The sequence below is a fragment of the Achromobacter sp. CSND-B12 genome (genome assembly GCF_052906545.1).
This window is the reverse complement of record NZ_JBREGJ010000001.1, coordinates 4,417,581-4,443,152: the sequence shown is the minus strand read 5'-3', so window position 1 is coordinate 4,443,152 and position 25,572 is coordinate 4,417,581. Positions and strand designations below refer to the sequence as shown.

Below are 25,572 nucleotides of genomic sequence, written 5' to 3'. Positions count from 1 at the left end.
GATGGAAGCGCTATCACTGGCGCGCTAACAGGCGCGTGCCGCTGTAATTACCCGCACGCAGCCTCGACGAGAGCGGGCTATGGGTTATTCGAGCAAGCCACCCTGTCCCTGGCAACCAGCATTGCCCTGTGCTCGAACCGCTCAGAAACAGCATTGGCTTGTCCGTGGGGCCGCTGCAGGTATGTCACGATCTCGTAGGGGCCGTCTGAAAGCGGTCGCATAGTGATCCCCCACGCATGGGCACGCTCAATGCGCGATTGCGCGGAGAGCCCTACTCCGTAGCCAGCGGCCACCCAGAGCGCCATCATCTCGAACGAAGTCACATGCTGAATGCTCTGCTGGCTCAACGGAAGAAACGACAGTCGTTGATCCAGCAGTAGGCAAGCCTCCGCCGGCCAGCGAAACACCGGATAGTCCAGAAGCTCGGCAAGCGTGATCTTCGCCTGGGCAACTAAGGGGGACCCCAGCGGCACTGCAATAGCCACGTTCTCTACCCAGAGCGGTTGGCTTTTCACGGCCGGAGCACCAACGTTCCGAAGCGACATGCCGGCGTCGTAGCGGCCTTCCTCAAGGCCCGTCAACAGATCATCGGCTGAGGTCTCAAAGAACGTGATGGTGACTTCTGGTTCCTCCGCGCGCTGTAGGGCAAGAAGCGTAGTGAGGCAAGAGGATGGCACTCCGGGCGCGATAGCAAGCCTGAAATGGGAAAACTGGCTGGTGGCGTCATGCATGAGGGCCCCCAATAAGCGATCTGTCCAGAAAGGCAAACCAGCGTTGCAGGAAAGAGTGAAGTTTAACGTCGTTATCTTTAACGTGGTTAATTGTGGCAGATTGTTTGACGCTTCTGCTAATGCAGAAATCAACAATTCAGCCAGGCCGTCCTTCTGGCACATCGACGTATGAATCCGAGTCGGCGTTAGCCTTCGGACAGGCCGTGCGCGCTGCGCGCGTCGCTCAAGGAGTCGCGCAAGACGAGTTCGCATCTCGGGCAAGCATTTCGCGCTCTCACATGGGTAAGATCGAGCGTGGTGAGCACGTGCCCACGCTTCCGCTCATACTGAAAATTTCTACGGCACTTGGCATAAGCGCGGCTGACCTGATGACGGCGACCGAACGCAATCTGCGTGCCGACACTGATCCCTGAGTGTCTAGCCTGCCAGCTCCGTCAACCGTCCGAAGAGTCGCGAAGGCGAACGATAAATCGCTCCACCGAAGCCGATAAATTGCCGCCGTCGGGCCGAAGCAGGTAGGTGGTGATCACGGCAGAATCCATCGCCAAGGGGCGGATCACCACATCCGGCCGTTGGGAGATGGGAATCTTGGTCGCCGTCATGAAGCCGATGCCGTAGCCGGCGCCGACCAACGTGAGCATCATGTCCAGCGAGGACACCTCCTCGACAACATTCAGCTTGTGCTCCAACGTGTTGAGCAGCCGCTTGAGTTCGCGGCAATAGCCCTCGCACACCTGCGGGTCGCACAGGACAAGTGGATGGCCTTGAAGTTCTTGAAGTGGCACCTCCTTGTAGGTGAGCAATGAGTGACGAGCTGGCACCGCAATCACCAGCGGGTCGTGCCAGATTGGTTCGGCGGCGATACCGTCGCCGACATCGGCCGTGTGCGCGAACCCGATCATGAAGTCGCCCGAACGCAAGCCACGCACTTGCTCTGCCAGAGGCACTTCTGACAGGCGTATTTCGATCTCCGGCTCCTCGGCGCGGCAACGAGCCAGAAATGCCGACAGCCGTGGATCGATAGCCCCATCTGATACAGCGATGCGCAGGCTACCGCGCAAGCCCGATGCCACAGCCTTGGCATTTTCACGAGCCTGTTCCAGCACTGTGAATAGACGGCGAACATCTTGCAAGAAGACCGCGCCCGCCGCCGTTAGAACTGTTCCTCGTCGGTTTCGGTCGAAGAGCACTACGCCCAACTCGTCCTCAAGTTCCTTGATGGCTCGTGATAGCGGTGGTTGTTCGATATGCAGGCGCTCAGCCGCCCGCGTGAAATGTAGCTCCTCAGCAAGAACTACGAAGCAGCGAAGATGGCGCAGCTCCATAGGCCACCCTCCCGTTCCGACTTATCCAACACTGTGCTATCTCCCTATAGAAGTGACTGCCATTCTGGCGGCGGCGAGTTCGGCCACGTCTTTGGAAACTTCTGGCTGAATGAGCCAGGGCTGGGTTGACCGTGCGATGGCCCGAGGCCGGCACAACACCAGGCGAGCCTGATCAAGTCCGTGGGGCGGTAAGGATCAGACGAAGGCTATCTCCAGCCACACACGTCAATGGATGCCGTGCATCGTCCCCGTCTGACCCTTGGCCGATTGCGAACCAAGCGCTCGAACACGCTTGCGGTTGATCATCACCTGCGGATTGCTGCGGCTCTGCTCCTGACCCGAGCCAAGGCAAGCACCCTGGGGCAGACGGCAAATGCCGGCGAAAATATTCGCCGGCTCTAGTTGCTGGCCGGAGGCTGGCGGGACCAGGATGCCTCTCACCAGAAAGTGTGAGGCATCCTGATGCTTAGCCCGCGCCGGATGCTTAATGCCGCACTGAACCATGCGGGTCGATGACGTACTTGTATGCAGAACCCGCGTCGAACTCTTTGTACGCGGCGGGCGCGTCTTCGAGCTTGATGAACTTGGTGTTCATCATCGGCGAAAGGTAAGGCATGCGATCGTTCAGTATCGCCCGCATTAACGCATGGTTGTAATTGGCCGTCGGAGATTGACCAGCCGACATTCGCGGCGACTTGATCCAGGCGTTGGACCATTCCAGGTCCATATGGCCTTTCTTGGCTTTCGGGTCTTTCGAGATCGGGTTTGCGCAGTACACGCCGACCGTGCTGGTCATTCCGCCGAAGCGGACATATTTGAGCATTGCGTTGGTAACAGCGCTCTCCACGATCTTGTCAGCTTCCGCACCAAACCCGCGGCAGTCCACACCAACATAGTCGATGACGCGGTCCACCTGCCTGTGCCCGGTAATTCGTTCGAGATGGTCCTCGATCGGCACGCCGTCGGAAAGGTTGATGGTTTCCACTCCGTGCGGCTTGAGAAGGTCCAGCCGCTCTTGAATGTAATCGGCAACGATAATGGCGCCTGCACCCAGAAGTCTGGCGCAGGCGGCACCCGCTCTGCCGACAGGCCCGGCACCGAAGATCAGGATGTTTTCGCCGACGACGTAGGCCGGTGCGGCTGGCCAGTCAGGACCAGCGAACCCATGGAAAGCTGTGGGTAGTACGTCAGAGAGAAGGGTCAGGTCGCGGATTTTTTCCATAGCGGCATCCTTGTCAGGGAAGCGCAGGAGATTGAAATCCGCATAAGGTACGAAGAGATAATCACCTTGGCCCCCCGTCCAGCCGCCGAGGTTGAACCCGTAGGCTCCGCAGTCGATTTCCGGGTTGGTGTTCTCGCATACATCAGACCGCATATGCTTACAGTTGTAGCAACGCCCACAACCCACATTGAAGGGAACGGAAACGATGTCGCCCTTCTTCACGACTTCGACGTCTGATCCCACTTCGATCACTTCGCCGGTCATTTCATGGCCCATGGTCATTCCCTTGGGAACAGCAAACGAACCGCGATAAATATGAAGGTCGCTGCCACAGATATTCGTGGTAACTATTTTGAGGATGGCGCCGTGGGGTGCGCTTTTCCCTTGAGGGGTTATCAGCTCTGGAAATTTGAAGGTGTTGACCTTCATTTCCAAGGGCTTCTCGAAAGTCACGATTCGGTTGCCGGTCGGAGTCATTTCGTCACCTCTGTGCGTTAATGTTTCCATCTTCTAAATCGAAGTGGGAAACGAGACTTACCGCTGTCAAGAAGAACGATGGTGGTACTGCCTAGCCGTTGGCCGCGTCTCCTTCTGCGGTCTTGACAGCATCGGATCAAGCTCAGAAGTGGTCAAACTGGAATAATCTATGTGCAGATAGGCACGATCTATCTACGCTGGCTCGTCGAGCCGTGTTCGTCTCCTCGCTGGGAGGGGACAACGATCATCAGTACATCGCGCCTCGTAGTCCGATCCAGGAACAGTCAGCTCGACTCAGCGAGACATGTGGAGGCCGCATACCGCAGGTCCTCCTGTTCCCCGTGTTGCCCCTGGCCCCCCTGGTGGCCTTCGATGGGTTGCTCAGCACGTGGCGCCTGTTAGCGGCGCACACGGCATGTCTGCAATCTTCGCCTGGTTGAAGCAATACAGGGTTGCTCTTCAAGACTCGCTATTTCAGGGGGCTTTGGGGTGAGTCTGCTTTGGGCTGGAACCGACGATGGATGGATATAACGGATTGAAGAGTGGCGGCCAGTTCGGGGGTGTGCACCATTTCGAGCAATGCGCGCGATGACGGTGCCTCGAATGCATTTTTCCCAGCAACGAATCCGACATTTGAGTGTGACATTGGTCCATTGATCGCAATTGCGTGGAGATTTGGAATGTGTGCGAGTCGGCCGGCCAGAGATTGCGGAAGAACTGCCGAATATTTTCCTGTCGCTACGTGTGCTGATAGCACGTCAATTGAATCAGTGCGAATAATCTGCGCGGTGCACTGCGTCAGCCTATCTTGAATGGGCTCAGGTACTGCCGAGTTCAGCAGGCAGAGTTGTTTATTAAGAACATGCTCCCATGTTGTGCTTCGGGGTTGCTGTGTTCTAGTGGCGTGAAAGAGGAAAATGCGTTCACGGTACAGAAGGTGAGTATCGAAGTCTTCCCCTGGGATACCCTCCAAATGCATGAGTGCCATATCCAAATTGTTTTCTCGAATCGCCTGCAGCAGGGAGGAAGCGCCGGAGACTAGAACTGATTGTTGAAGTAAAGGTGTTTTTTCAGCAAGGGCAATGCTTAATGTGGGCGCTACACCGGCAGTTCCTGGGAGTATCCCTAGCCGGAATTGCCCCTCTATACCTCGCCGTAGTGCGGAGAGTTCTCGCTCCAGCCCTTTGCAGTCGTCATACATCTGCTGGGCCCAGGACAGTACGCGCATCCCTTCAGAAGTAAGCCCGTCATAGCGCCGGCCATGACGCACGATCTCGACACCCATGTCTTCCTCCAGTTGCTTGATGCCCGCGGAGAGTGTCGGCTGAGAAACATTGCAGCTTTTGGCTGCGTTGCCAAAATGGCCTTCGCGGTGCAAAGCAAGCAAGTATTCAAAGTTCCTTACGATCATAAATTTTCTTCTGATAAAGTTAATGACATTTTATACTTTTGCGAAAAATCCGCTGCACGCTTCGACCCGCGTCCGATCCTGGTCACGTGGCTGGCACGCATGAGAAGCTGTTGCGCGCAGTGCCCATGCAATAGGCCCGATTCGTCATTGACGGTCAACACCACCACGCACGGGACGGCCAACAGCGCGAATAAAGGTGGTTCGCGCTGTTGGGCGATCATCCTCACTGTAGCTTAGCAGTTGGCGCGTTCTGGAAGGAACGAACGGGAGTAGTGAGGCCCGCAACCGCAAAAGGCGATGCTAAGCTCTTGAGCTGTGTCATTTTCAGAAGACGACTGCACCAGTTGATTGGGCGTAATGGCTGTTGTGCAGCCAGCTCCTGACAGTTCAATATCAGAAGTGATCTGCACCAATCTCGACTATGCTCAATACTCGTGTGCACCAAAGCGAGGTGAGCATGGCGACGGACACCCCACGGATTCCAGAACAAGGCGTGGCCACTCTGCCTGATGAGGCTTGGGAGCGTGCGCGCCGTCGTGCGGAGATCATCAGTCCGTTGGCGCAGTCGGAGACGGTCGGGCACGAAGCGGCCGATATGGCGGCTCAGGCGCTGGGCTTGTCTCGGCGCCAGGTATACGTTCTGATCCGGCGTGCCCGGCAAGGCAGCGGCCTCGTGACGGATCTGGTGCCCGGCCAGTCCGGTGGAGGTAAAGGTAAGGGGCGCTTGCCGGAACCGGTCGAGCGCGTCATCCACGAGCTACTGCAAAAGCGGTTCCTGACCAAGCAGAAGCGCAGCCTAGCGGCCTTTCACCGCGAAGTCACTCAGGTGTGCAAGGCTCAAAAACTGCGAGTGCCGGCGCGCAATACCGTGGCCTTACGGATCGCTAGCCTTGACCCGCGCAAGGTCATCCGCCGGCGGGAAGGCCAGGATGCCGCTCGTGACCTACAAGGTGTGGGCGGCGAGCCTCCTGCCGTGACCGCGCCGCTGGAGCAGGTGCAGATAGACCATACGGTCATCGACCTGATCGTGGTCGATGACCGCGACCGGCAACCTATTGGCCGCCCGTACCTGACCCTCGCCATCGACGTGTTCACCCGCTGCGTGCTCGGCATGGTCGTCACGCTGGAAGCGCCGTCTGCCGTTTCGGTTGGCCTGTGCCTCGTGCATGTCGCCTGCGACAAGCGCCCTTGGCTGGAAGGACTGAACGTGGAAATGGATTGGCAGATGAGCGGCAAGCCCTTGCTGCTCTACCTAGACAACGCGGCCGAGTTCAAGAGCGAGGCCCTGCGCCGGGGTTGCGAGCAGCATGGCATCCGGCTGGACTATCGCCCGCTGGGACAGCCGCACTATGGCGGCATCGTGGAACGGATCATCGGCACGGCGATGCAGATGATTCACGACGAACTGCCGGGAACGACCTTCTCCAACCCTGACCAGCGCGGCGACTACGATTCCGAAAACAAGGCCGCCCTGACGCTGCGCGAGCTAGAGCGCTGGCTCACATTGGCGGTCGGCACCTACCACGGTTCGGTGCACAACGGCCTGCTCCAACCGCCGGCCGCGCGCTGGGCCGAGGCCGTGGCGCGTGTCGGCGTACCGGCCGTCGTCACACGCGCTACTTCGTTCCTGGTCGATTTTCTGCCGATCCTCCGGCGCACGCTGACCCGCACCGGCTTTGTCATCGACCACATCCACTACTACGCCGATGCGCTCAAGCCGTGGATTGCGCGGCGTGAACGCTGGCCGTCCTTTCTGATCCGGCGCGATCCGCGCGACATCAGCCGTATCTGGGTCCTGGAACCGGAGGGACAGCATTACCTGGAAATTCCCTACCGTACCTTGTCGCATCCGGCTGTCACCCTCTGGGAACAACGGCAGGCGCTGGCGAAACTGCGGCAGCAAGGGCGCGAACAGGTGGATGAGTCGGCGCTGTTCCGCATGATCGGCCAGATGCGTGAGATTGTGACCAGCGCGCAGAAGGCCACACGCAAGGCGCGGCGTGACGCGGATCGCCGCCAGCACCTCAAGACATCAGCTCGGCCGGACAAGCCCGTTCCGCCGGATACGGATATTGCCGACCCGCAGGCAGACAACTTGCCACCCGCCAAACCGTTCGACCAGATTGAGGAGTGGTAGCCGTGGACGAATATCCCATCATCGACCTGTCCCACCTGCTGCCGGCGGCCCAGGGCTTGGCCCGTCTTCCGGCGGACGAGCGCATCCAGCGCCTTCGCGCCGACCGCTGGATCGGCTATCCGCGCGCAGTCGAGGCGCTGAACCGGCTGGAAGCCCTTTATGCGTGGCCAAACAAGCAACGCATGCCCAACCTGCTGCTGGTTGGCCCGACCAACAATGGCAAGTCGATGATCGTCGAGAAGTTCCGCCGCACCCACCCGGCCAGCTCCGACGCCGACCAGGAGCACATCCCGGTGTTGGTCGTGCAGATGCCGTCCGAGCCGTCCGTGATCCGCTTCTACGTCGCGCTGCTCGCCGCGATGGGCGCGCCGCTGCGCCCACGCCCACGGTTGCCGGAAATGGAGCAACTGGCTCTGGCACTGCTGCGCAAGGTCGGCGTGCGCATGCTGGTGATCGACGAGCTGCACAACGTGCTGGCCGGCAACAGCGTCAACCGCCGGGAATTCCTCAACCTGCTGCGCTTCCTCGGCAACGAACTGCGCATCCCGTTGGTTGGGGTAGGCACGCGCGACGCCTACCTAGCCATCCGCTCCGATGACCAGTTGGAAAATCGCTTCGAGCCGATGATGCTGCCGGTATGGGAGGCCAACGACGATTGCTGCTCACTGCTGGCCAGCTTCGCCGCTTCGCTCCCGCTGCGCCGGCCTTCCCCAATTGCCACGCTGGACATGGCTCGCTACCTGCTCACACGCAGCGAGGGCACCATAGGGGAACTGGCGCACTTGCTGATGGCGGCGGCCATCGTCGCCGTGGAGAGCGGCGAGGAAGCGATCAACCATCGCACACTCAGCATGGCCGTTTACACCGGACCCAGCGAGCGGCGGCGGCAATTCGAGCGGGAACTGATGTGAAGCCTGCGCCGCGCTGGCCGCTGCATCCCGCCCCGAAAGAAGGCGAGGCGCTGTCCTCATGGCTCAACCGCGTGGCCCTTTGCTATCACATGGAGGAGCCCGACCTGCTGGAGCACGATCTTGGTCACGGCCAGGTCGATGACCTGGACACCGCGCCACCACTCTCGCTGCTGGCGTTGCTTTCCCAGCGGAGCGGCATCGAGCTGGACCGGCTGCGCTGTATGAGTTTCGCCGGATGGGTGCCTTGGCTACTGGACAGCCTTGATGACCAGATTCCAGACGCCTTGGAAACCTATGCGTTTCAGCTCTCGGTGTTGCTGCCAAGACTCCGCCGTAAGACGCGATCCATCACGAGCTGGCGTGCCTGGCTGCCCAGCCAGCCGATAAACCGCGCCTGTCCGCTCTGCCTGAGCGATCCGGAGAACCAAGCCGTACTGCTCGCGTGGAAGCTGCCCCTGATGCTGAGCTGCCCGCTGCATGGCTGCTGGCTGGAATCCTATTGGGGCGTGCCAGGGCGGTTTCTCGGCTGGGAGAACGCCGACGCCGAACCGCGCACCGCCAGCGACGCGATTGCGGCGATGGACCAGCGTACCTGGCAGGCACTGACAACCGGTCACGTGGAGCTGCCGCGCCGACGCATCCACGCCGGATTGTGGTTTCGACTTCTTCGCACGCTGCTCGATGAGCTGAACACCCCGCTTTCCGCGTGCGGAACCTGCGCGGGGTATCCCCGCCAAGTCTGGGAAGGCTGCGGGCATCCGCTGCGTGCTGGGCAAAGTCTGTGGCGACCGTATGAAACCCTGAATCCGATAGTACGGTTACAGATGCTGGAGGCGGCGGCAACGGCAATCAGCTTGATTGAGGTGAGGGACATCAGCCCGCCAGGCGAGCAGGCAAAGCTATTCTGGTCCGAGCCCCAAACCGGGTTCACCAGTGGCCTGCCGACGAAAGCGCCGAAGCCCGAGCCCATCAATCACTGGCAGCGTGCAGTCCAGGCCATCGACGAGGCCATCATTGAAGCGCGACACAACCCCGAGACGGCACGCTCGCTGTTCGCGTTGGCTTCCTATGGTCGGCGCGATCCCGCTTCCTTGGAACGGTTGCGCGCCACCTTCGTGAAGGAAGGCATCCCGCCGGAATTTCTGTCACATTACCTGCCTGATGCACCCTTTGCATGTCTTAAACAAAATGACGGGTTAAGTGACAAATTTTGACGGATAGAGCTTTCCGGCTCACACTGTCACATAATCGAACGTATACGTGACGGGTGAAAAGGTGCTGATCGGCTACATGCGGGTATCGAAGGCGGACGGATCCCAGTCCACCAATTTGCAACGCGATGCGCTCATCGCCGCTGGTGTGAGCCTTGCGCACCTTTACGAGGATCTGGCCTCGGGCAGGCGCGATGATCGCCCAGGGTTGGCTGCTTGCCTGAAGGCGCTTCGTGAAGGGGACACGCTGATCGTGTGGAAGCTCGATCGGCTTGGCCGTGATCTGCGCCACCTGATCAACACCGTGCACGACCTAACTGCGCGTAGCGTGGGCCTGAAGGTCCTGACCGGTCACGGTGCGGCGGTCGACACGACGACTGCCGCCGGCAAGCTTGTGTTCGGTATTTTTGCCGCGCTGGCCGAGTTCGAGCGTGAGTTGATTTCCGAGCGAACAGTCGCTGGACTTATCTCGGCGCGCGCTCGCGGCAGGAAAGGGGGGCGCCCCTTCAAGATGACCGCCGCCAAGCTACGCCTGGCGATGGCCAGCATGGGGCAACCGGAAACCAAGGTGGGCGATCTCTGCGAAGAACTCGGGATTACCCGGCAGACGCTCTACCGGCACGTGTCGCCCAAGGGCGAACTGCGGCCAGACGGCGTAAAGCTGCTCTCCCTCGGTTCAGCCGCATAAATGGAGGCGACCTGGAACGGGGCGCTGTTCAGTGCGGCAACGATCCGATTACCGGTGTCGACCCAGAGCAGCCGTAGAGCTTTTGGGAAAGCTGTCGTTCAACGCCGAAACTCAGCCGCCGTTTTGCCGCAGCGAAGCGAAGGTAAAACGGTCGGCTGGAGTGCCCTGTTAGGCATCTTTTACCAGCCGAATGTCAACCTCACGCTCAACATATTCCCACTCCTTTGACGCGCGGAGTTGAACTAGCAATTTGTTGAAGGCAGGTGTGTGTTCGGGTGCGAACTCGAACCAAGTTAAAAAATCAAATGGCTCGCCGAGGTCACGGGAATGGTGTAGCTGCCTTGCAATTTGTGGCAGATAGGCCAGCCCAATTTCAGTATGGTGCGACTGAGCCTCAAAAATGGCTCGCCGCTCCTCTTGTGACATGGCCCACCACTCCGGTGTTTTCTTGATTGGAATGAGCGCGGCACACGATGAAGCGGGACGACCCAAACCTTCTTGTTTTGCGCGAAGTTGATTGATTTCGTGGCGCTCGGCATAGCGCACATTGCTTGTGAAGCCTTGAAGCACCCATGTGCCACGAAATGCCAGGGTATTTGATGGTGCATTCACAACATTCAGTCTTTGCACAGTGTCGAGAGACGCGCCAACGACCGCTTCGCAGCTTGTGACCTGCCAGATGCCTTCGGTGCCACCGATGAATGAGTAATGGTTGTTCATGAGACGAGTTGTTGTGAATGCCTAACTTTGTTTTAGGGCGACTGCCCTGCTGCGTAACATCGTTGCTGCTCCATAACATCAAACATCGACCCACGGCGTAACGCGCTTGCTGCTTGGATGCCCGAGGCATAGACTGTACAAAAAAACAGTCATAACAAGCCATGAAAACCGCCACTGCGCCGTTACCACCGCTGCGTTCGGTCAAGGTTCTGGACCAGTTGCGTGAGCGCATACGCTACTTGCATTATAGCTTACGAACCGAACAGGCTTATGTCCACTGGGTTCGTGCCTTCATCCGTTTCCACGGTGTGCGTCACCCGGCAACCTTGGGCAGCAGCGAAGTCGAGGCATTTCTGTCCTGGCTGGCGAACGAGCGCAAGGTTTCGGTCTCCACGCATCGTCAGGCATTGGCGGCCTTGCTGTTCTTCTACGGCAAGGTGCTGTGCACGGATCTGCCCTGGCTTCAGGAGATCGGAAGACCTCGGCCGTCGCGGCGCTTGCCGGTGGTGCTGACCCCGGATGAAGTGGTTCGCATCCTCGGTTTTCTGGAAGGCGAGCATCGTTTGTTCGCCCAGCTTCTGTATGGAACGGGCATGCGGATCAGTGAGGGTTTGCAACTGCGGGTCAAGGATCTGGATTTCGATCACGGCACGATCATCGTGCGGGAGGGCAAGGGCTCCAAGGATCGGGCCTTGATGTTACCCGAGAGCTTGGCACCCAGCCTGCGCGAGCAGCTGTCGCGTGCACGGGCATGGTGGCTGAAGGACCAGGCCGAGGGCCGCAGCGGCGTTGCGCTTCCCGACGCCCTTGAGCGGAAGTATCCGCGCGCCGGGCATTCCTGGCCGTGGTTCTGGGTTTTTGCGCAGCACACGCATTCGACCGATCCACGGAGCGGTGTCGTGCGTCGCCATCACATGTATGACCAGACCTTTCAGCGCGCCTTCAAACGTGCCGTAGAACAAGCAGGCATCACGAAGCCCGCCACACCGCACACCCTCCGCCACTCGTTCGCGACGGCCTTGCTCCGCAGCGGTTACGACATTCGAACCGTGCAGGATCTGCTCGGCCATTCCGACGTCTCTACGACGATGATTTACACGCATGTGCTGAAAGTTGGCGGTGCCGGAGTGCGCTCACCGCTTGATGCGCTGCCGCCCCTCACTAGTGAGAGGTAGGGCAGCGCAAGTCAATCCTGGCGGATTCACTACCCCTGCGCGAAGGCCATCGGTGCCGCATCGAACGGCCGGTTGCGGAAAGTCCTCCCTGCGTCCGCTGATGGCCGGCAGCAGCCCGTCGTTGCCTGATGGATCCAACCCCTCCGCTGCTATAGTGCAGTCGGCTTCTGACGTTCAGTGCAGCCGTCTTCTGAAAACGACAAGCTGTTCGGGTCGTGGTCGCGAGTGGTTGAAGCGGCAAGAGAATGGAGCCTGCTGGGCCCGCTGTGGAGTAGCCAGTACACCATGGCCCCAGCGTTTCCTTGGCTGCGATTGGTGGGCGTACCTGACGGTGTCTCAATAGCAGCCATTTATGGATAAAGGAACAAGGGGAATAAGGTAGATGAAAATATTCACGATTGGATTCACCAAGACCTCCGCACGATCCTTCTTCACCAAGTTGAGTGCTTCTGGTGCCGAGCGCCTTGTCGATGTACGCCTGAATAATGTTTCGCAATTGGCGGGTTTCGCAAAACGCGAGGATCTTCGGTATTTCTCCGAGGCATTGTGTGGGATGGAATATGAGCATCTGCCAGCACTTGCTCCAACCAAAGAAATGTTCGATGAATATAAAATAAAAGGTGGGGATTGGGATATCTACGCCAGTAAATTTTTGGATTTAATGTCGTCCCGAAAGATCGAGTCAATCGATAAAGAGAAGATTGATAACAGTTGCCTGCTTTGTAGCGAAGACAAGCCCCATCACTGCCATCGGAGGCTAGTGGCCGAGTACCTTGCAGGCAAATGGCCGAATGTCGAGATCGTGCATCTTTAGAGGGGCGACGTAGCTCCGCGCCTCCAGCACCTCGTCTTGAGGGCTGAGAGCGACAAAGGTCACGTATCGACGGGAGCCAGCGCTACACATTTGGCCTACAGGGCAAGCTCACCTGCCACGGCTCGATGTCGGTGCTCAACAAGGCAAGTGCTTCAGGTGCATTGGCAGACGGGCCGCTGGCTGGCGTCGTGGTGCTTGGCGGATATGTACCGGGAAGCCCCCCGTGTGTTGGGCTATCATGTTGGCGACGCCTACGCCCAGGTGGGGCGCGGCAGGATCGCCGTCATTTACACCCCAGTTTGGTACTGCTATAGGTCTTCTGAAATAGCCGATACATCAGGACAAATTGAAGTAGCTCAATTAGGAGATATCTAATGTCAACCGGTATGTTTATTCTGCACTCCAACTATACGCCGGCGGGGGACCAGCCAGAGGCGATAGCGCGCCTGCTGTCGGACATAGAAGAAGGTGCGACGCACCAGACGCTGAAAGGTATCACCGGCTCAGGTAAGACCTTCACCATGGCCAATGTGATTCATCGTCTGAAGCGGCCTACGTTGATCTTGGCTCCTAACAAGACGTTGACCGCGCAGCTTTATGGTGAAATGAAGCACTTCTTTCCTGAGAACGCGGTCGAGTACTTCGTTTCCTACTACGATTATTTTCAGCCCGAGATCTATATGCCGGGCACCGATCGTTTCATTCCAAAGGACTCGGCCATCAATGACCACCTTGAGCGCCTGCGCCTGTCCACGACCAAATCCTTGATTGAGCGTCGTGACGTGATCGTCGTCGCTTCGGTGTCTTCAATCTACGGCCTGGGTGATCCAGATGCGTACCGAGCGCTACAGATCGCTCTGTCCCCTGGGGTCAAACTAAACCAGAGAGAGCTAATTCGTCGCTTGGCTTTGCTGCAATATGATCGCACTGAGCGCACTCTCAAACGTGCAACGTTTCGGGTGCAAGGTGATGTGATCGATATCTTTCCTGCTGATTCCGAGCATAGGGCAGTTCGGGTGGAACTGCTGGATGACTCTGTTGCGTCTGTTCAATGGCTAGACCCTGTTACAGGTAAAACGCTGGGGGCAATTGACCATTACTTGGTTTCGCCAAAGACGCTTTTTGCACCGCCCACGAATAAAATAGATTCCGCGTCCAAGAAGATACTCGCTGATATGGAAGAGCGGGTTGCCGAGCTTAACAGAAATAATCGCTTGGTCGAGGCAAACAGGCTGTACGAGCGGATCACGCATGACGTGGAGATGATGCGCGAGGTAGGCTATTGTTCGGGGATGGAGAATTATTCCTGCTACTTCAGCGACCGGGACCCGGCCTCGCCTCCGATCACATTGCTGGATTACCTGCCGAAAGATGGGCTTCTGTTCGTCGATGAATCCCACGTCATGGTGCCACAGATATCCGCAATGTACCGGGGGGATCAGGCGCGCAAGGAGACGTTGATAGATTACGGGTTCCGCTTGCCTTCGTCTAAGAACAATCGCCCGTTGAACTTTGGTGAATTCGAGAAGGTCAAGCCACAGACCATCTTCGTTTCCGCGACGCCGGGTGACTACGAGTTGAAGGTGTCGAAAGACAGGGTTGTCGAACAGGTTATCAGGCCGACGGGACTGCTTGATCCCGAGGTTGAGGTGCGCAAATCGGATGGGTACATAGATGATCTGCTTGCTGAAATATCGAAGTGCGTGAAGAAGAAAAATCGCGTGCTCGTGACCACGCTGACGAAGGTCAGTGCAGAAGAGCTAACGGATTTCTTGACGGACCATGGGATTCGAGCGCGCTACATGCATTCGGACATAAAAGCGGAGGATCGTGTTGAGATCATCAATGGCCTTCGCGCTGGAGAGTTCGATGTTTTGATTGGGATTAGTCTTTTGCGCGAAGGGCTGGATATTCCAGAGGCATCATTGGTTGCCATTCTCGATGCAGACCGTGCAGGGTTCTTGCGTTCGGCCCATGCGCTCATTCAGATGATCGGTCGAGTCGCTCGGAATGAAAACGGCAAGGCGATCTTGTACGCCGACGCGGTGACGCCGGCGATGAAACAGGCGATCGATGAGACCAATAGGCGCAGGCAGCTTCAAATTGCCTTTAACGAGGAAAATGGGATTTCTCCGGCCTCGTCTGTGCGAAAACTAGCAGGAGAAGAGACGAATACGGAGGAACCCACCGTTCATTCCGAGGCTTTCTGCGAGAACTTGTCCGACCTTTGCGATCAGATCACTGCCAAGGAACATCAGCTACTCGAATTTACCGATACCGGTGACGAGCAGCGCGTCGAAGACATTCGTCGTCAGTTGGATGGGTTGTACCGGCAATTCATTTACATCTAATCGTTCGCCAGCATTGGATTGCATGGCCGGCCGATCTGCATCTGGCGCAAGCGGGCAGACGGTCGGCTCATCATTCAACCGGTGGGGGCGCCGAGGCTCAGTGCCCCGCATTCCAAGGCGTGTGCCCTACAGCGTCTTGCGACGTGTCAGCGCAAAGCTGGCAACGATCCAACGGCGACCAGCATTTCATCAAATACCGCTCGAACCCTTCCCGGAATGGGGCCACGCTGAGGCCGATAGACGTACAGGCCCCATGCCGGAGGTTCTTCGTTCTCCAGCACTCGCACGAGCTTCCCGCTGGCAATGTAGGGGGCGGCCATGTAGTCCGCCAGTTGCGCGAACGCGATCCCGGCCAGCGCCGCTCCCATTTCCATGTCGGCATTGTCGGCGACGAGAGTGGGTGCGGTAGGTGTCCACTGGCGTCCCGCCTTGAAGTGCCAAGGCCAGGGACGGCCGGTATTGATATCCAAGGCTACGGTAACTGGCAGGCTGCTTAGCGCATCGATGTTTTTAGGTACGCCCACTTTCTTGATCAGGCGCGGGGCGGCAACGATGGGGAGCCTCATGTCGGCTGCCTTGCGTGCGACGAAGCGGCTATCGCGCATGAATCCGACCCTGATCCCGACGTCAATCCCTTCGTCAACCGTATTGCTGATGCGATCGGACAGGCGCACATCCAGCGTGATGCCGGGATGACGCGCGGCCACGCGCTCCAGTGCCGGCAGCACCGCTCTGGTGCCCAAGCTGTGCGGTGCGGTGATGCGAACCGTACCGGACAGGGATGCCTGCTGGTCGGAGCCAGGCGTTCGCCACAGATCCTCGAACCGCTCCAATGCCGGGCGCACCTGGTCCAACAGCCCTTCGCCGAAGGCGGTGATGCGCACCTGGCGCGTGCTTCGATGAAACAACACCTCGCCGTAGTGTTGCTCCAGTTGCTGGACGGCGCGGGTGACGCCTTGCGGGGAAGTTCCCAGCCGGACGGCCGCATCGCGGAAGCTGCTGCTTTCGGCCGCCACCCGGAAGATGCGCAGCAGTTCCATTTCCTTGTTCATGACGCACGCCTCATGGCCGGTTTCGCTGCTCGTTAATTGTTCCAGATTCTGGAATTATAAAATCGCAACAATTCCATATACAAGGGAGGCGCGGTTGCCCAGACTGGCAACACCCCGGAATGCTCCGCTCCGAACAACACAACAAGGAACGCGAATGAACGCTGCGACTCTCATCACTGCCTACTACGACGCCTTCAACCGCGGCGACCGCGAGGCCATGCTGTCCATGTTGACCGATGACGTCGCGCACGACTTGAACCAGGGCGCTCGTGAGGTCGGTCGCGAAGCCTTCCGCGCCTTCCTGCAGCGCATGGACCGCTGCTATGGCGAGCAACTGCGCGGGATCGTGGTGATGGTCAGCGCCGACGGCCTGCGCGCAGGCGCGGAGTACGTGGTGCATGGCGAATACAAGGTGACGGACGACGGGCTGCCGGAAGCTCAGGGCCAGCGCTATGTGCTGCCGGGCGGCGCGTTCTTCGAGATCCGCGATGGCAAGATCGCTCGTGTCACCAACTACTACAACCTCGGCGACTGGATCGCACAGGTCGGAGGGGACGCCTGAAATGACCAGCAACGTGCAGGTGCTGGTTCGTCGTGGGCGGGACATTGCCGAATGGTTCGACACCGTGGCACATCTGCGGGCGAAGGTCTTCCGCAGCTTTCCATACCTGTACGAGGGCGACATCGAATACGAGAAGCACTACCTTTCCATGTACGCCCGTTCGGCAGACAGCCTGCTGGTGCTCGCGCTCGCTGATGACGTGGTCGTGGGTGCGTCCACGGGGTTGCCGCTCGGCGATGCGGAGCCGGCCTTCCAGGTGCCGTTCGCCGATCGAGGAATCCCGATGGAGGCAGTGTTTTACTGCGGCGAATCAGTGCTGCTCCCGGCCTTTCGGGGTCTTGGCCTGGGTCACCGCTTCTTTGACGAACGCGAAGCGCATGCCCGTTCGTTGGGCGGCATGCAGTGGACATCATTCGCGTCGGTGGATCGAGCAGACGACGATCCCCGACGTCCTTCCAACTACCGCAGTAATGATCCTTTCTGGACCCGTCGTGGCTACGTGCGGCAGCCGGACATGAAGGTTACGCTGCCCTGGAAGCAGGTGGGCGAACCGAGCGAAACCGAGCAGATGCTCACGATGTGGCTGCACGCCCTGGAGAACGCGAAATGAAAGTGGCAGTGGCGAAATACGCGGTGGGGCAGCCCACGGGCTTCGAGGCATTCGCAGCGCGGCAGCGGCGGGTTCTGGAGGAGGCGTGCCATGCCGGAGCGGAACTGGCCGTGTTGCCCGAATATCTGTCCCTCGAACTGGCTGCGATGTTCGAGCCTGGCATCCGGCAGGATTTCAACGCCTCGCTGGCCGCGCTGCAGGCCTTGCAGCCTGCGTGGCTGGCACTGTACGCCGACCTGTCGCGCGAGCTGCGCATGACCATTCAGGCCGGTACGTTCTTGACCCGGGTTGGACCTGATCGCTATCGCAACCGGGCGTGGTGGTTTGCGCCGGACGGCACGCGTGACTACCAGGACAAATTGCAGTTGACGGGGTTCGAGAAAGACACCGGCGTCATCGAGGGTGGCGACGAACTCAAGGTGTTCGACCTGAATGGCGTGCGTGCCGGCATCGCTGTCTGCTACGACAGCGAGTTTCCATTGCCCGTGCGAGCCCAGCGAGAGGCGGGAGTGCGCCTGCTGCTGGTCCCGAGCTGTACCGACACCCAAGCCGGTGCAACCCGCGTCCGTGTGGGCTGCATGGCGCGGGCACTGGAGAACCGAATGTTCATCGCGCAGGCCGTGACGACCGGAGCCGCCGACTGGAGTCCGGCGCTGGACACGAACACTGGCGAGGCAACGATCTACGCACCCATGGATCGCGGATTCCCTGAGGACGGCATTCTCGCGACGACGTGCGGCACGCAGGCATGGGCAATCACAGATCTTGACGTCGATGCGCTCGAACGAAACCAGGAACAGGCCCAGGTTGCCGTCGATCGCGACTGGGACGGCCAGATGTTGCCTGCACTGCGGAAGGCTCGGTACTCGGGTCGTCAGGTCGCCTAGCCGGTCTCATCTTGATAGCTTCAGCTCGATGAGTTGGTTTAGATAGGCCATATCTATCTGAGCATAGATTTTTCCAGTTTGACCAGTTTTGAACTTGCCCCGATGCTGTCGGTACATGCAAGAAATATTCATTGATTTGAATATTTTGCGCTTCTTGGGAACAAACCTGTACTAGCCTGTAAGAGTGCTCGAAGAGCACAGAATTTGTGGCGAAGTTCGGCCGCATATACTATGGGGGAGTATTGTATAATGCGGCGGTGTACCCAAGTTGAGAGGTGTTCGATGCCACATAGCCCGGAAGAAAAGAAGCAAGCCCTGACGCGCATCCGGCGCATCAAAGGTCAGGTCGCGACTCTTGAGCAAGCGCTCGATGCAGGTGCGGAATGCCCTGCAATTCTTCAGCAGCTTGCGGCCGTTCGTGGGGCAGTCAACGGATTGATGGCGACCGTTCTGGAGAGCTATCTGCGGGAAGAGTTTCCCAGTAGCGAAATCAGGAGCGATTCGCAGAACAAGTCCATTGACGAGACCATCTCTATCGTCCGCTCCTATCTGCGGTAGAGGCACCAGGGTGCCCTCGATGAGGGCAAATTTAGTTAGCTAGTAAAGGAAGCGACATCATGAAATCACGTGCAGCAGTTGCCTTCGGGCCAGGAAAGCCGCTGGAAATCGTCGAGATCGACGTCGAGCCGCCGCGCAAGGGCGAGGTGCTCATCAAGATCACGAACACCGGCGTTTGCCATACCGACGCCTTCACTCTGTCGGGCGACGACCCCGAAGGTCTCTTCCCGGTCGTGCTGGGGCATGAAGGTGCGGGCATCGTCGTGGAGGTGGGTGAAGGTGTGACCAGCGTGAAGCCTGGCGATCACGTCATTCCGCTCTATACCGCCGAGTGCGGCGAGTGCCTGTTCTGCAAGTCCGGCAAGACCAACCTGTGTGTCGCGGTTCGCGCAACCCAGGGTAAGGGGCTGATGCCCGATGGTACGACTCGCTTCTCGTACAACGGTCAGCCGCTTTACCACTACATGGGCTGCTCGACCTTCAGCGAATACACGGTCGTCGCCGAAGTCTCGCTGGCCAAGATCAATCCGGACGCCAATCCCGAACACGTCTGCCTGCTGGGCTGCGGCGTGACCACCGGCATCGGCGCCGTGCACAACACGGCCAAGGTACAGCCCGGCGACTCGGTGGCCATCTTCGGCCTCGGCGGCATCGGTCTCGCTGCGATTCAGGGTGCGCGCCAGGCCAAAGCGGGCCGCATCATCGCCATCGATACCAATCCGGCGAAGTTCGAGCTGGCTCGTACCTTCGGCGCGACCGAATGCCTCAACCCGAAGGACTTCGACAAGCCGATTCACGAGGTTCTGATCGAGATGACCGGCTGGGGTGTCGATCACACCTTCGAGTGCATCGGCAACGTCAACGTCATGCGTTCGGCTCTGGAAGCTGCCCACCGTGGCTGGGGCCAGTCGATCGTCATCGGGGTCGCCGGTGCCGGCAAGGAAATCTCGACCCGTCCGTTCCAGTTGGTCACCGGCCGGACTTGGAAGGGCTCTGCTTTCGGCGGGGTCAAGGGGCGTACCCAACTTCCGGGCATGGTGGAAGACGCAATGAAAGGCGAGATCGATCTCGCCCCGTTCGTCACCCACACCATGGGTCTCGACGAGATCAACCACGCCTTCGACCTGATGCATGAAGGCAAGTCGATTCGCACGGTGATCCACTACTGATCACCCACTATCCATTCAACACCAACCATCAAGGAAACTAACCATGTCCACTCCTGTCATTTCCGGCGACGGCATCTTCTCGCACGTCTTCATCGGCGCCGCCGACGTCCAGAAGTCGGCCGCGTTCTACGACGCCGCTCTGGGTGCTCTCGGCATCAAGAACCTCGGTCCTTTCGGCAACGGATGGGTGCTTTTCGGTCGCGAAAAGCCGGCTTTCATCATTGCCCGTCCGGGCAATGGTGAAGCGCCTTCGAGCAACGGCGTGACGGTCGGCTTTGCGGCCGCCACTCCCGCCGAAGTGGATGCCTTCCACGCCGCCGGCCTTGCCGCAGGCGGCACCGACGAGGGCCAGCCTGGCCCGCGTGGCCACCTGCCGGGTGCCTATGCGGCCTACCTGCGTGATCCGGCGGGCAACAAGGTTTGCTCGTACACCTTCGTCTGAAAGCTAGGAAGCTGAGGGCGTTCTGAAAGGGCCAGCACAAGCCTCTACACGGCGAGCCTATTAGACGGACCGTGTAGAGCGGTGCCTGCTCATGAAGATCGGCCCGCAGCCATGTGCGAAACGCATGGCTGCGGGCATTTGCTTTGAAGCGTGTTTTCCAACCAAGAAGAAATGAGGTCGTTATGAAAGAGCCGGCCAACATCAATACGACGACCGTACAACCCACCCCGACCGCCACCGTGTACGGCATGCCGGCCTATACCGATCGTGCTGCCGCCGTGGGTGAAGTGCATGCGCGCCCGCATCTGTTGATTCAGGCCCCCCGCGGCATATTGCAGCTCGCTTTCATGACCGAAGGCGACGTGGCCAAGGATCAGGTGGCGATGAGCGAGTTGTCTCATCGCTTCGGCGTTGCCGAACCCGACCATGCTACGCCGCTTCACGGCGTGACATGGGACGAAGGAGACCTGCACTGCGAAAAGCACACCGAGTTCTCGACGTATCTCTGGTGCGCTTCGCTGGATTCCGAGACGGGAGAGCCGTGCGGCGAAAATCCTTTCAAGCATGGATTTGTTCCTCCCGGCCCGGTCGTATCCGGCATCCGTTTGAGACTTCTTCCGTGGACGCCGGAAACGGAGAAGGAGGCCTATCGCTTCGATCCTGCCAGCCTGTGCTACTCGCTGGTGGAGAACGGCTCTGCCGCCATCCTGACCGACTTCCGACAGGATGAGGATGGCCTGACGCAGATCCTCGTCCTGGCCCGTGATTTGACCCCGGCGCGGGCCGGTGCGCTGGCTCAACGTCTGCTGGAGATCGAGACTTACCGCACCTTGGCGTTGCTGTCCCTGCCGTTGACACGATCGATGACGTCGGAGCTGCGACGCATGGAGTCGCGCCTTGCGGCGATCACCGACGAGATGTGTACGAGCTTGGTGGAACGGCGCGACAGCGACGTGCTGCTGTCCGAATTAACCGGCCTGGCTGCCGAGCTGGAAGCTGGCGTTGCGGCGAATCTCTATCGCTTCGGCGCCAGCCGTGCCTACTACGAGATCGTCGAGGAAAGGCTGGCAGCGCTTTCGGAAGAGGCCGTATCCGGGTACTGCACCTGGGCGGATTTCCTGCAGCGTCGCATCGCTCCCGCCATGCGGACATGCCAATCCGTAAAGGAGCGTCAGGCCAAGCTCTCCGACAAGCTGACCCGGGCCATCGCGTTGCTGCGTTCCTGGATCGACGTCGAGCTTGAACGCCAGAACCGCGATCTGCTTGCGTCGATGAACAACCGGGCCAAGATGCAGTTGCGCCTTCAGCAAACCGTCGAAGGCCTGTCGGTCGCGGCAATTTCTTATTACGTCGTGAGTCTTCTCGGCTATTTGCTCAAGGGCATTCCGATGGTTCACGACAGCGTGGCGCCGGTGATGGCGGTTCTGGTGCCTGCGGTGATGCTCACGATCTGGTGGATCGTGCGCAGGATCAGACACGCCCACGGCGACACGGCAGCGGAAGAAAAATCTTCCTGACGAGCTGCCGTCCTGGCGCGCGAGAGCTGCGCCGTTCCTTTGAACATAGGAGAACTACATGGAACGCATCGAACATCACGCCAGCTTTGATGGTTGGCAGGACGTTTATCAGCATGAATCCACGACGCTCGGTTGCACGATGAAAGTCGGCGTCTATCTGCCTCCGCAGGCACAACACGGCAAGGTGCCGGTGCTGTACTGGCTTTCAGGCCTCACCTGCACCGAGCAGAACTTCATCACCAAGTCCGCCGTCCAGCGCTACGCCGCCGAGCATGGCATTGCCGTCGTCGCGCCCGATAGCAGCGCTCGCGGCGAAGGCGTTGCCGACGATCCCGCCTATGACCTCGGACAGGGGGCGGGTTTCTACGTCAATGCAACACAGGAACCCTGGGCTGCGAATCATCGGATGTATGACTACGTCGTGCAGGAACTACCGGCGCTGATCGAGGCCCACTTTCCCGTGACAGCGGAGCGGAGCATCAGTGGCCATTCCATGGGGGGGCACGGTGCTCTGGTCATCGCCCTGCGCAACCCGGGCCGTTATCGAAGCGTCTCGGCCTTCTCGCCCATCGTCGCCCCCACCCAGGTTCCCTGGGGACACAAGGCCTTCGAGGCGTACCTGGGCAGCGACCGGGAGGCGTGGAAGCAGTACGACACCGTGGAGCTGATTCGCACCGTGCAGGAGCGTTTGCCGTTGCTGGTGGACCAGGGTTTGGGCGACGAGTTCCTGGAGAGTCAGCTTCAGCCCGATCTGCTGCGCAAGGCCTGCGACGAGACGGGGCACCCGCTCACGTTGAATCTGCGCCCAGGCTACGACCACAGCTACTACTTCATTGCCAGTTTCATTGGCGAGCATATGGCACACCACGCATCGGCGCTGAAACGCTGAGAGAGAGGAGATCAGGTCATGACAAAGACCTCCAAAAACCGACATCACGTCGTCATTATCGGAGCGGGCTTCGGCGGGATCGAGGTTGCCAACCAGCTTGCTGGTGCCGAGGTCGATGTGACGATCATCGATCGGCGCAATCATCACCTGTTCCAACCCTTGCTTTACCAGGTTGCAGGTGCGTCACTTTCGACATCCGAGATCGCCTGGCCTATTCGCTATCTATTCCGAAATCGCCCGGAAGTGAACACCTTGATGGCGGAAGTGGAAGGTATCGACCAGGACGCGCGTCAGGTCATTCTCAACAATGGCTCGCGCCAAACCTATGACACGCTCGTACTCGCGACAGGTGCTACCCATGCCTATTTCGGACACGACGAATGGGGGGCTTTCGCGCCGGGGTTGAAGACGCTGGAAGATGCTACGACCATTCGAGGCCGAATCCTCGCGGCTTTCGAGGAGGCCGAGCGCACGAGCGATCCTCAGCAGCGTGCCGCGCTGCAGACGTTCGTCATCATCGGTGGTGGTCCCACCGGGGTTGAATTGGCCGGGACCATCGCCGAGCTTGCACGAGACACGCTGGCGCGTGACTTCCGCTCGATCGACCCGAGCACGTCCCGGGTTGTACTGATCGAGGCGGGCCCGCGTCTGTTGTCCGTCTTTCCAGAGGATCTTTCGGCCTATACGCGCCAGGCACTCGAAAAGCTCGGGGTCGAGGTCGTGCTGGGTACGCCGGTCACCGAATGCTCGGCCGACGGCGTGGTGTATGGCGGCAAGCCTCTTTCGGCCAAGACCATCGTTTGGGCCGCCGGCGTCCAGGCGTCTCCCGCGGCTCGCTGGTTGGGTGCTGCGTCTGATCGTGCGGGTCGAGTGGTCGTTGGTCCCGACCTGACGGTGGCCGGTCGCCCGGAGGTCTTCGCCATCGGCGATACCGCCTCGTGCACCATGGCCGATGGGAAGCCCGTACCGGGCATCGCCCCCGCCGCCAAACAGCAAGGTAAGTACGTCGCCAACCTCATTGAACGGCGTTTGAAAGACAAGCCCGCTGACGGGCCTTTCAAATACCGGCATCAGGGGAACCTGGCCACCATCGGCCGCAGCCTGGCCGTAATTGACATGGGGCGGGTTAAGCTGCGTGGAGCCTTTGCGTGGTGGATCTGGAAGCTCGCGCATATCTACTTTCTGATCGGTACGCGAAATCGTCTCAGCGTCGCGTTGAGCTGGGTATGGAACCATAGCATCGGCTACCGTGGCTCTCGCATCATCATGCATGCGATTAGCGACAAAGAGCCCACGGCGTTGGATAAATCCGGCTCTCTGGATTGAGGTGCCCACCTTATCGGAACGTCAACTATCAGAAATGCCAGGGAGAGGAACTTGACCGATCTATTCACGACAAAGCCCAAGCCTCCCTTGGCCGAACTCCTGCGGCCCAAGACGCTGGATGAATTCGTCGGGCAACGGCACTTGCTCGGCCCCGGCAAGCCGCTTCGTCTCGCGTTCGAGGCGGGCAAGTTGCACTCGTTCATCCTCTGGGGGCCGCCAGGCGTGGGCAAGACCACCTTGGGGCGCCTGGCCGCCAGTGCGACCGACAGCCGATTCATCGCCATCTCGGCCGTGCTTGCCGGGGTGAAGGACATCCGGCAAGCCATCGACGAGGCCCAGGCAGAACTGGACAACCATGGTCGATCGACGGTGCTTTTCGTCGATGAGATCCATCGCTTCAACAAGGCGCAGCAGGATGCCCTGCTGCCCCATGTCGAGTCGGGGCTCCTGACCCTGGTGGGGGGGACGACCGAGCATCCGGGGCTGGCGGTCAATTCCGCTCTGCTCTCGCGCGCACAGGTCTATACCCTCGAACCGCTGTCCGGCGACGACCTGAACCAGCTCTACGAACGCGCACTGCCGCATCTCCAGGGCGTCGCGTTGGACGCGGACGCGCTGGATCTGCTCAAGGGCTTTGCCGATGGCGATGGCAGGCGCTTCCTCAATCTGCTTGAGCAGGTGACGAATGCTGCGTCGGGCGCTGGCAAGACCGTGGTCGATGGCGAGTTCGCCAGGCTGTCCACCAGTCCATCGCTGCGCAGGTTCGACAAGGGCGGCGACGAGTTCTACTGGCAGCTCTCAGCCTTCCACAAATCGCTACGGGGCTCCGACCCTGATGCGGCCCTGTATTGGCTGGCCCGCATCCTCGACGGTAGCGGCGACGTCAGCCAGGTGACCCGCCGCATGGTGGTAGTGGCCAGCGAAGACATCGGCAATGCCGACCCGCAGGCGCTGCAACTGGCGCTCAATGCCGCGCTGGCTTATGAGAGGCTGGGTTCCCCCGAAGGCGAAATACCGATTGCCCACGCGGCGACCTACCTTGCTGCCGCCCCCAAGTCGAACGCTGCCTATGCCGCCTGGAACAAGGCGAAGGCCTTCGTCAAGAACAGCGGCTCCCTGCCTGTGCCTCTCCATCTTCGCAATGCGCCGACGAAGCTGATGCAGCAGATGGGGTATCACGAAGGCTACCGCTACGCCCATGACGAGCCCAACGGCTATGCCGCTGGGCAAAGCTACTTTCCCGAGGGCGTGGCGCGGCCGGGCTGGTATCAGCCAACGGACAGAGGTGTTGAGCGCAGGCTGGGAGAAAGGCTTACTTGGCTGCGCTCGCTGGATGATGGGACGCTGCCAGAGGCGGACGCCTGACCGGTCGCCTCCGAAACCGGCT

General features: G+C 59.6%; 24 protein-coding genes. 18 read left to right on the top strand and 6 right to left on the bottom strand.

The window, feature by feature from the left end:
- Positions 1–77: 77 nt before the first annotated feature.
- Positions 78–893, bottom strand: coding sequence for a substrate-binding domain-containing protein (locus tag ACUTAG_RS20995; RefSeq protein ID WP_446650308.1), 816 nt, complete (start codon positions 891–893; stop codon positions 78–80).
- On the opposite strand from ACUTAG_RS20995, the gene ACUTAG_RS20990 reads away from it, so the two are divergent.
- Positions 851–1,144 (top strand): helix-turn-helix domain-containing protein, encoded by a 294-nt coding sequence (locus tag ACUTAG_RS20990; RefSeq protein WP_009459591.1) that lies wholly within the window; start codon positions 851–853, stop codon positions 1,142–1,144. The genes ACUTAG_RS20995 and ACUTAG_RS20990 overlap by 43 nt on opposite strands.
- A gap of 21 nt (positions 1,145–1,165) precedes the next feature.
- On the opposite strand, the gene ACUTAG_RS20985 is transcribed toward ACUTAG_RS20990, so the two are convergent.
- The 3 genes from ACUTAG_RS20985 to ACUTAG_RS20975 all read right to left on the bottom strand — a co-directional run bounded on the left by ACUTAG_RS20985 (position 1,166) and on the right by ACUTAG_RS20975 (position 5,166).
- Entirely contained in the window at positions 1,166–2,056 is an 891-nt protein-coding gene (locus ACUTAG_RS20985) for a LysR family transcriptional regulator (protein ID WP_023093405.1), read from the bottom strand.
- Between the two features lie 484 nt (positions 2,057–2,540).
- Positions 2,541–3,755 carry a glutathione-independent formaldehyde dehydrogenase gene (locus tag ACUTAG_RS20980; RefSeq protein WP_057380843.1) on the bottom strand — a complete coding sequence of 405 codons (1,215 nt, stop codon included), beginning with the start codon at positions 3,753–3,755 and terminating at the stop codon, positions 2,541–2,543.
- Positions 3,756–4,224: 469 nt separating this feature from the next.
- Positions 4,225–5,166, bottom strand: coding sequence for a LysR family transcriptional regulator (locus ACUTAG_RS20975; protein ID WP_446650307.1), 942 nt, complete (start codon positions 5,164–5,166; stop codon positions 4,225–4,227).
- Positions 5,167–5,587: 421 nt separating this feature from the next.
- Here ACUTAG_RS20975 and ACUTAG_RS20970 point away from each other — a divergent pair, with 421 nt between their 5' ends.
- The 4 genes from ACUTAG_RS20970 to ACUTAG_RS20955 all read left to right on the top strand — a co-directional run bounded on the left by ACUTAG_RS20970 (position 5,588) and on the right by ACUTAG_RS20955 (position 10,113).
- Positions 5,588–7,303: a Mu transposase C-terminal domain-containing protein gene (locus ACUTAG_RS20970; protein ID WP_000935451.1), complete on the top strand. Its 1,716-nt coding sequence runs from the start codon at positions 5,588–5,590 to the stop codon at positions 7,301–7,303.
- Between the two features lie 2 nt (positions 7,304–7,305).
- Positions 7,306–8,214 (top strand): TniB family NTP-binding protein, encoded by a 909-nt coding sequence (locus ACUTAG_RS20965; RefSeq protein ID WP_003155746.1) that lies wholly within the window; start codon positions 7,306–7,308, stop codon positions 8,212–8,214.
- Positions 8,211–9,428, top strand: a complete 1,218-nt coding sequence (locus tag ACUTAG_RS20960) for a TniQ family protein (protein ID WP_006122485.1) — start codon at positions 8,211–8,213, stop codon at positions 9,426–9,428. The genes ACUTAG_RS20965 and ACUTAG_RS20960 overlap by 4 nt, the downstream gene beginning before the upstream one ends.
- A 76-nt stretch (positions 9,429–9,504) precedes the next feature.
- Entirely contained in the window at positions 9,505–10,113 is a 609-nt protein-coding gene (locus tag ACUTAG_RS20955) for a recombinase family protein (protein ID WP_152960984.1), read from the top strand.
- A gap of 168 nt (positions 10,114–10,281) precedes the next feature.
- On the opposite strand, the gene ACUTAG_RS20950 is transcribed toward ACUTAG_RS20955, so the two are convergent.
- Entirely contained in the window at positions 10,282–10,833 is a 552-nt protein-coding gene (locus tag ACUTAG_RS20950) for a chlorite dismutase family protein (protein ID WP_446650306.1), read from the bottom strand.
- A 161-nt stretch (positions 10,834–10,994) separates the two neighbouring features.
- Here ACUTAG_RS20950 and intI1 point away from each other — a divergent pair, with 161 nt between their 5' ends.
- From intI1 to uvrB, 3 genes are all read left to right on the top strand, one after another.
- Positions 10,995–12,008: a class 1 integron integrase IntI1 gene (gene intI1, locus ACUTAG_RS20945; RefSeq protein ID WP_000845048.1), complete on the top strand. Its 1,014-nt coding sequence runs from the start codon at positions 10,995–10,997 to the stop codon at positions 12,006–12,008.
- 382 nt (positions 12,009–12,390) lie between these two features.
- Complete coding sequence (locus tag ACUTAG_RS20940; protein ID WP_150101408.1) at positions 12,391–12,822, top strand: DUF488 domain-containing protein; 432 nt, start codon at positions 12,391–12,393, stop codon at positions 12,820–12,822.
- Between the two features lie 374 nt (positions 12,823–13,196).
- Positions 13,197–15,173: an excinuclease ABC subunit UvrB gene (gene uvrB / locus ACUTAG_RS20935; protein ID WP_446650305.1), complete on the top strand. Its 1,977-nt coding sequence runs from the start codon at positions 13,197–13,199 to the stop codon at positions 15,171–15,173.
- A 146-nt stretch (positions 15,174–15,319) separates the two neighbouring features.
- On the opposite strand, the gene ACUTAG_RS20930 is transcribed toward uvrB, so the two are convergent.
- A complete protein-coding gene (locus tag ACUTAG_RS20930; protein ID WP_446650304.1) occupies positions 15,320–16,225 on the bottom strand; it encodes a LysR family transcriptional regulator in 906 nt (301 codons plus the stop codon).
- A gap of 154 nt (positions 16,226–16,379) precedes the next feature.
- Between ACUTAG_RS20930 and ACUTAG_RS20925 the strand changes: the two genes are divergently transcribed.
- The 10 genes from ACUTAG_RS20925 to ACUTAG_RS20880 all read left to right on the top strand — a co-directional run bounded on the left by ACUTAG_RS20925 (position 16,380) and on the right by ACUTAG_RS20880 (position 25,550).
- Entirely contained in the window at positions 16,380–16,787 is a 408-nt protein-coding gene (locus ACUTAG_RS20925; RefSeq protein ID WP_017514126.1) for a ketosteroid isomerase-related protein, read from the top strand.
- A gap of 1 nt (position 16,788) precedes the next feature.
- Positions 16,789–17,397 carry a hypothetical protein gene (locus ACUTAG_RS20920; protein WP_446650303.1) on the top strand — a complete coding sequence of 203 codons (609 nt, stop codon included), beginning with the start codon at positions 16,789–16,791 and terminating at the stop codon, positions 17,395–17,397.
- Complete coding sequence (locus tag ACUTAG_RS20915; RefSeq protein WP_446650302.1) at positions 17,394–18,284, top strand: carbon-nitrogen hydrolase family protein; 891 nt, start codon at positions 17,394–17,396, stop codon at positions 18,282–18,284. The genes ACUTAG_RS20920 and ACUTAG_RS20915 overlap by 4 nt, the downstream gene beginning before the upstream one ends.
- 282 nt (positions 18,285–18,566) lie before the next feature.
- The gene (gene frmR / locus ACUTAG_RS20910; RefSeq protein WP_007182548.1) at positions 18,567–18,842 is read left to right on the top strand and encodes a formaldehyde-responsive transcriptional repressor FrmR; all 276 of its coding nucleotides are present in this window, start codon (positions 18,567–18,569) and stop codon (positions 18,840–18,842) included.
- A gap of 59 nt (positions 18,843–18,901) precedes the next feature.
- Positions 18,902–20,011, top strand: coding sequence for an S-(hydroxymethyl)glutathione dehydrogenase/class III alcohol dehydrogenase (locus ACUTAG_RS20905; protein WP_011871467.1), 1,110 nt, complete (start codon positions 18,902–18,904; stop codon positions 20,009–20,011).
- A gap of 43 nt (positions 20,012–20,054) precedes the next feature.
- Positions 20,055–20,453: a VOC family protein gene (locus tag ACUTAG_RS20900; protein WP_009459624.1), complete on the top strand. Its 399-nt coding sequence runs from the start codon at positions 20,055–20,057 to the stop codon at positions 20,451–20,453.
- A 182-nt stretch (positions 20,454–20,635) separates the two neighbouring features.
- Positions 20,636–21,970, top strand: coding sequence for a DUF3422 family protein (locus tag ACUTAG_RS20895; protein WP_057380485.1), 1,335 nt, complete (start codon positions 20,636–20,638; stop codon positions 21,968–21,970).
- Positions 21,971–22,028: 58 nt separating this feature from the next.
- Positions 22,029–22,859 (top strand): S-formylglutathione hydrolase, encoded by an 831-nt coding sequence (gene fghA / locus ACUTAG_RS20890; protein WP_023464790.1) that lies wholly within the window; start codon positions 22,029–22,031, stop codon positions 22,857–22,859.
- 18 nt (positions 22,860–22,877) lie between these two features.
- Positions 22,878–24,185, top strand: coding sequence for an NAD(P)/FAD-dependent oxidoreductase (locus ACUTAG_RS20885; protein WP_057380486.1), 1,308 nt, complete (start codon positions 22,878–22,880; stop codon positions 24,183–24,185).
- 51 nt (positions 24,186–24,236) lie between these two features.
- Entirely contained in the window at positions 24,237–25,550 is a 1,314-nt protein-coding gene (locus ACUTAG_RS20880) for a replication-associated recombination protein A (protein ID WP_182964919.1), read from the top strand.
- The last annotated feature ends 22 nt before the right edge of the window (positions 25,551–25,572 follow it).

Excerpts from the sequence above, each read along its gene's own strand:
- ACUTAG_RS20990 (WP_009459591.1), top strand. The coding sequence starts at position 851 with ATGCAGAAATCAACAATTCAGCCAGGCCGTCCTTCTGGCACATCGACG.
- ACUTAG_RS20995 (WP_446650308.1), bottom strand. The coding sequence starts at position 893 with ATGTGCCAGAAGGACGGCCTGGCTGAATTGTTGATTTCTGCATTAGCA.
- ACUTAG_RS20985 (WP_023093405.1), bottom strand. The coding sequence starts at position 2,056 with ATGGAGCTGCGCCATCTTCGCTGCTTCGTAGTTCTTGCTGAGGAGCTA.
- ACUTAG_RS20980 (WP_057380843.1), bottom strand. The coding sequence starts at position 3,755 with ATGACTCCGACCGGCAACCGAATCGTGACTTTCGAGAAGCCCTTGGAA.
- ACUTAG_RS20975 (WP_446650307.1), bottom strand. The coding sequence starts at position 5,166 with ATGATCGTAAGGAACTTTGAATACTTGCTTGCTTTGCACCGCGAAGGC.
- ACUTAG_RS20970 (WP_000935451.1), top strand. The coding sequence starts at position 5,588 with ATGCTCAATACTCGTGTGCACCAAAGCGAGGTGAGCATGGCGACGGAC.
- ACUTAG_RS20955 (WP_152960984.1), top strand. The coding sequence starts at position 9,505 with ATGCGGGTATCGAAGGCGGACGGATCCCAGTCCACCAATTTGCAACGC.
- ACUTAG_RS20950 (WP_446650306.1), bottom strand. The coding sequence starts at position 10,833 with ATGAACAACCATTACTCATTCATCGGTGGCACCGAAGGCATCTGGCAG.
- intI1 (WP_000845048.1), top strand. The coding sequence starts at position 10,995 with ATGAAAACCGCCACTGCGCCGTTACCACCGCTGCGTTCGGTCAAGGTT.
- ACUTAG_RS20940 (WP_150101408.1), top strand. The coding sequence starts at position 12,391 with ATGAAAATATTCACGATTGGATTCACCAAGACCTCCGCACGATCCTTC.
- uvrB (WP_446650305.1), top strand. The coding sequence starts at position 13,197 with ATGTCAACCGGTATGTTTATTCTGCACTCCAACTATACGCCGGCGGGG.
- ACUTAG_RS20930 (WP_446650304.1), bottom strand. The coding sequence starts at position 16,225 with ATGAACAAGGAAATGGAACTGCTGCGCATCTTCCGGGTGGCGGCCGAA.
- ACUTAG_RS20925 (WP_017514126.1), top strand. The coding sequence starts at position 16,380 with ATGAACGCTGCGACTCTCATCACTGCCTACTACGACGCCTTCAACCGC.
- ACUTAG_RS20920 (WP_446650303.1), top strand. The coding sequence starts at position 16,789 with ATGACCAGCAACGTGCAGGTGCTGGTTCGTCGTGGGCGGGACATTGCC.
- ACUTAG_RS20915 (WP_446650302.1), top strand. The coding sequence starts at position 17,394 with ATGAAAGTGGCAGTGGCGAAATACGCGGTGGGGCAGCCCACGGGCTTC.
- frmR (WP_007182548.1), top strand. The coding sequence starts at position 18,567 with ATGCCACATAGCCCGGAAGAAAAGAAGCAAGCCCTGACGCGCATCCGG.
- ACUTAG_RS20905 (WP_011871467.1), top strand. The coding sequence starts at position 18,902 with ATGAAATCACGTGCAGCAGTTGCCTTCGGGCCAGGAAAGCCGCTGGAA.
- ACUTAG_RS20900 (WP_009459624.1), top strand. The coding sequence starts at position 20,055 with ATGTCCACTCCTGTCATTTCCGGCGACGGCATCTTCTCGCACGTCTTC.
- ACUTAG_RS20895 (WP_057380485.1), top strand. The coding sequence starts at position 20,636 with ATGAAAGAGCCGGCCAACATCAATACGACGACCGTACAACCCACCCCG.
- fghA (WP_023464790.1), top strand. The coding sequence starts at position 22,029 with ATGGAACGCATCGAACATCACGCCAGCTTTGATGGTTGGCAGGACGTT.
- ACUTAG_RS20885 (WP_057380486.1), top strand. The coding sequence starts at position 22,878 with ATGACAAAGACCTCCAAAAACCGACATCACGTCGTCATTATCGGAGCG.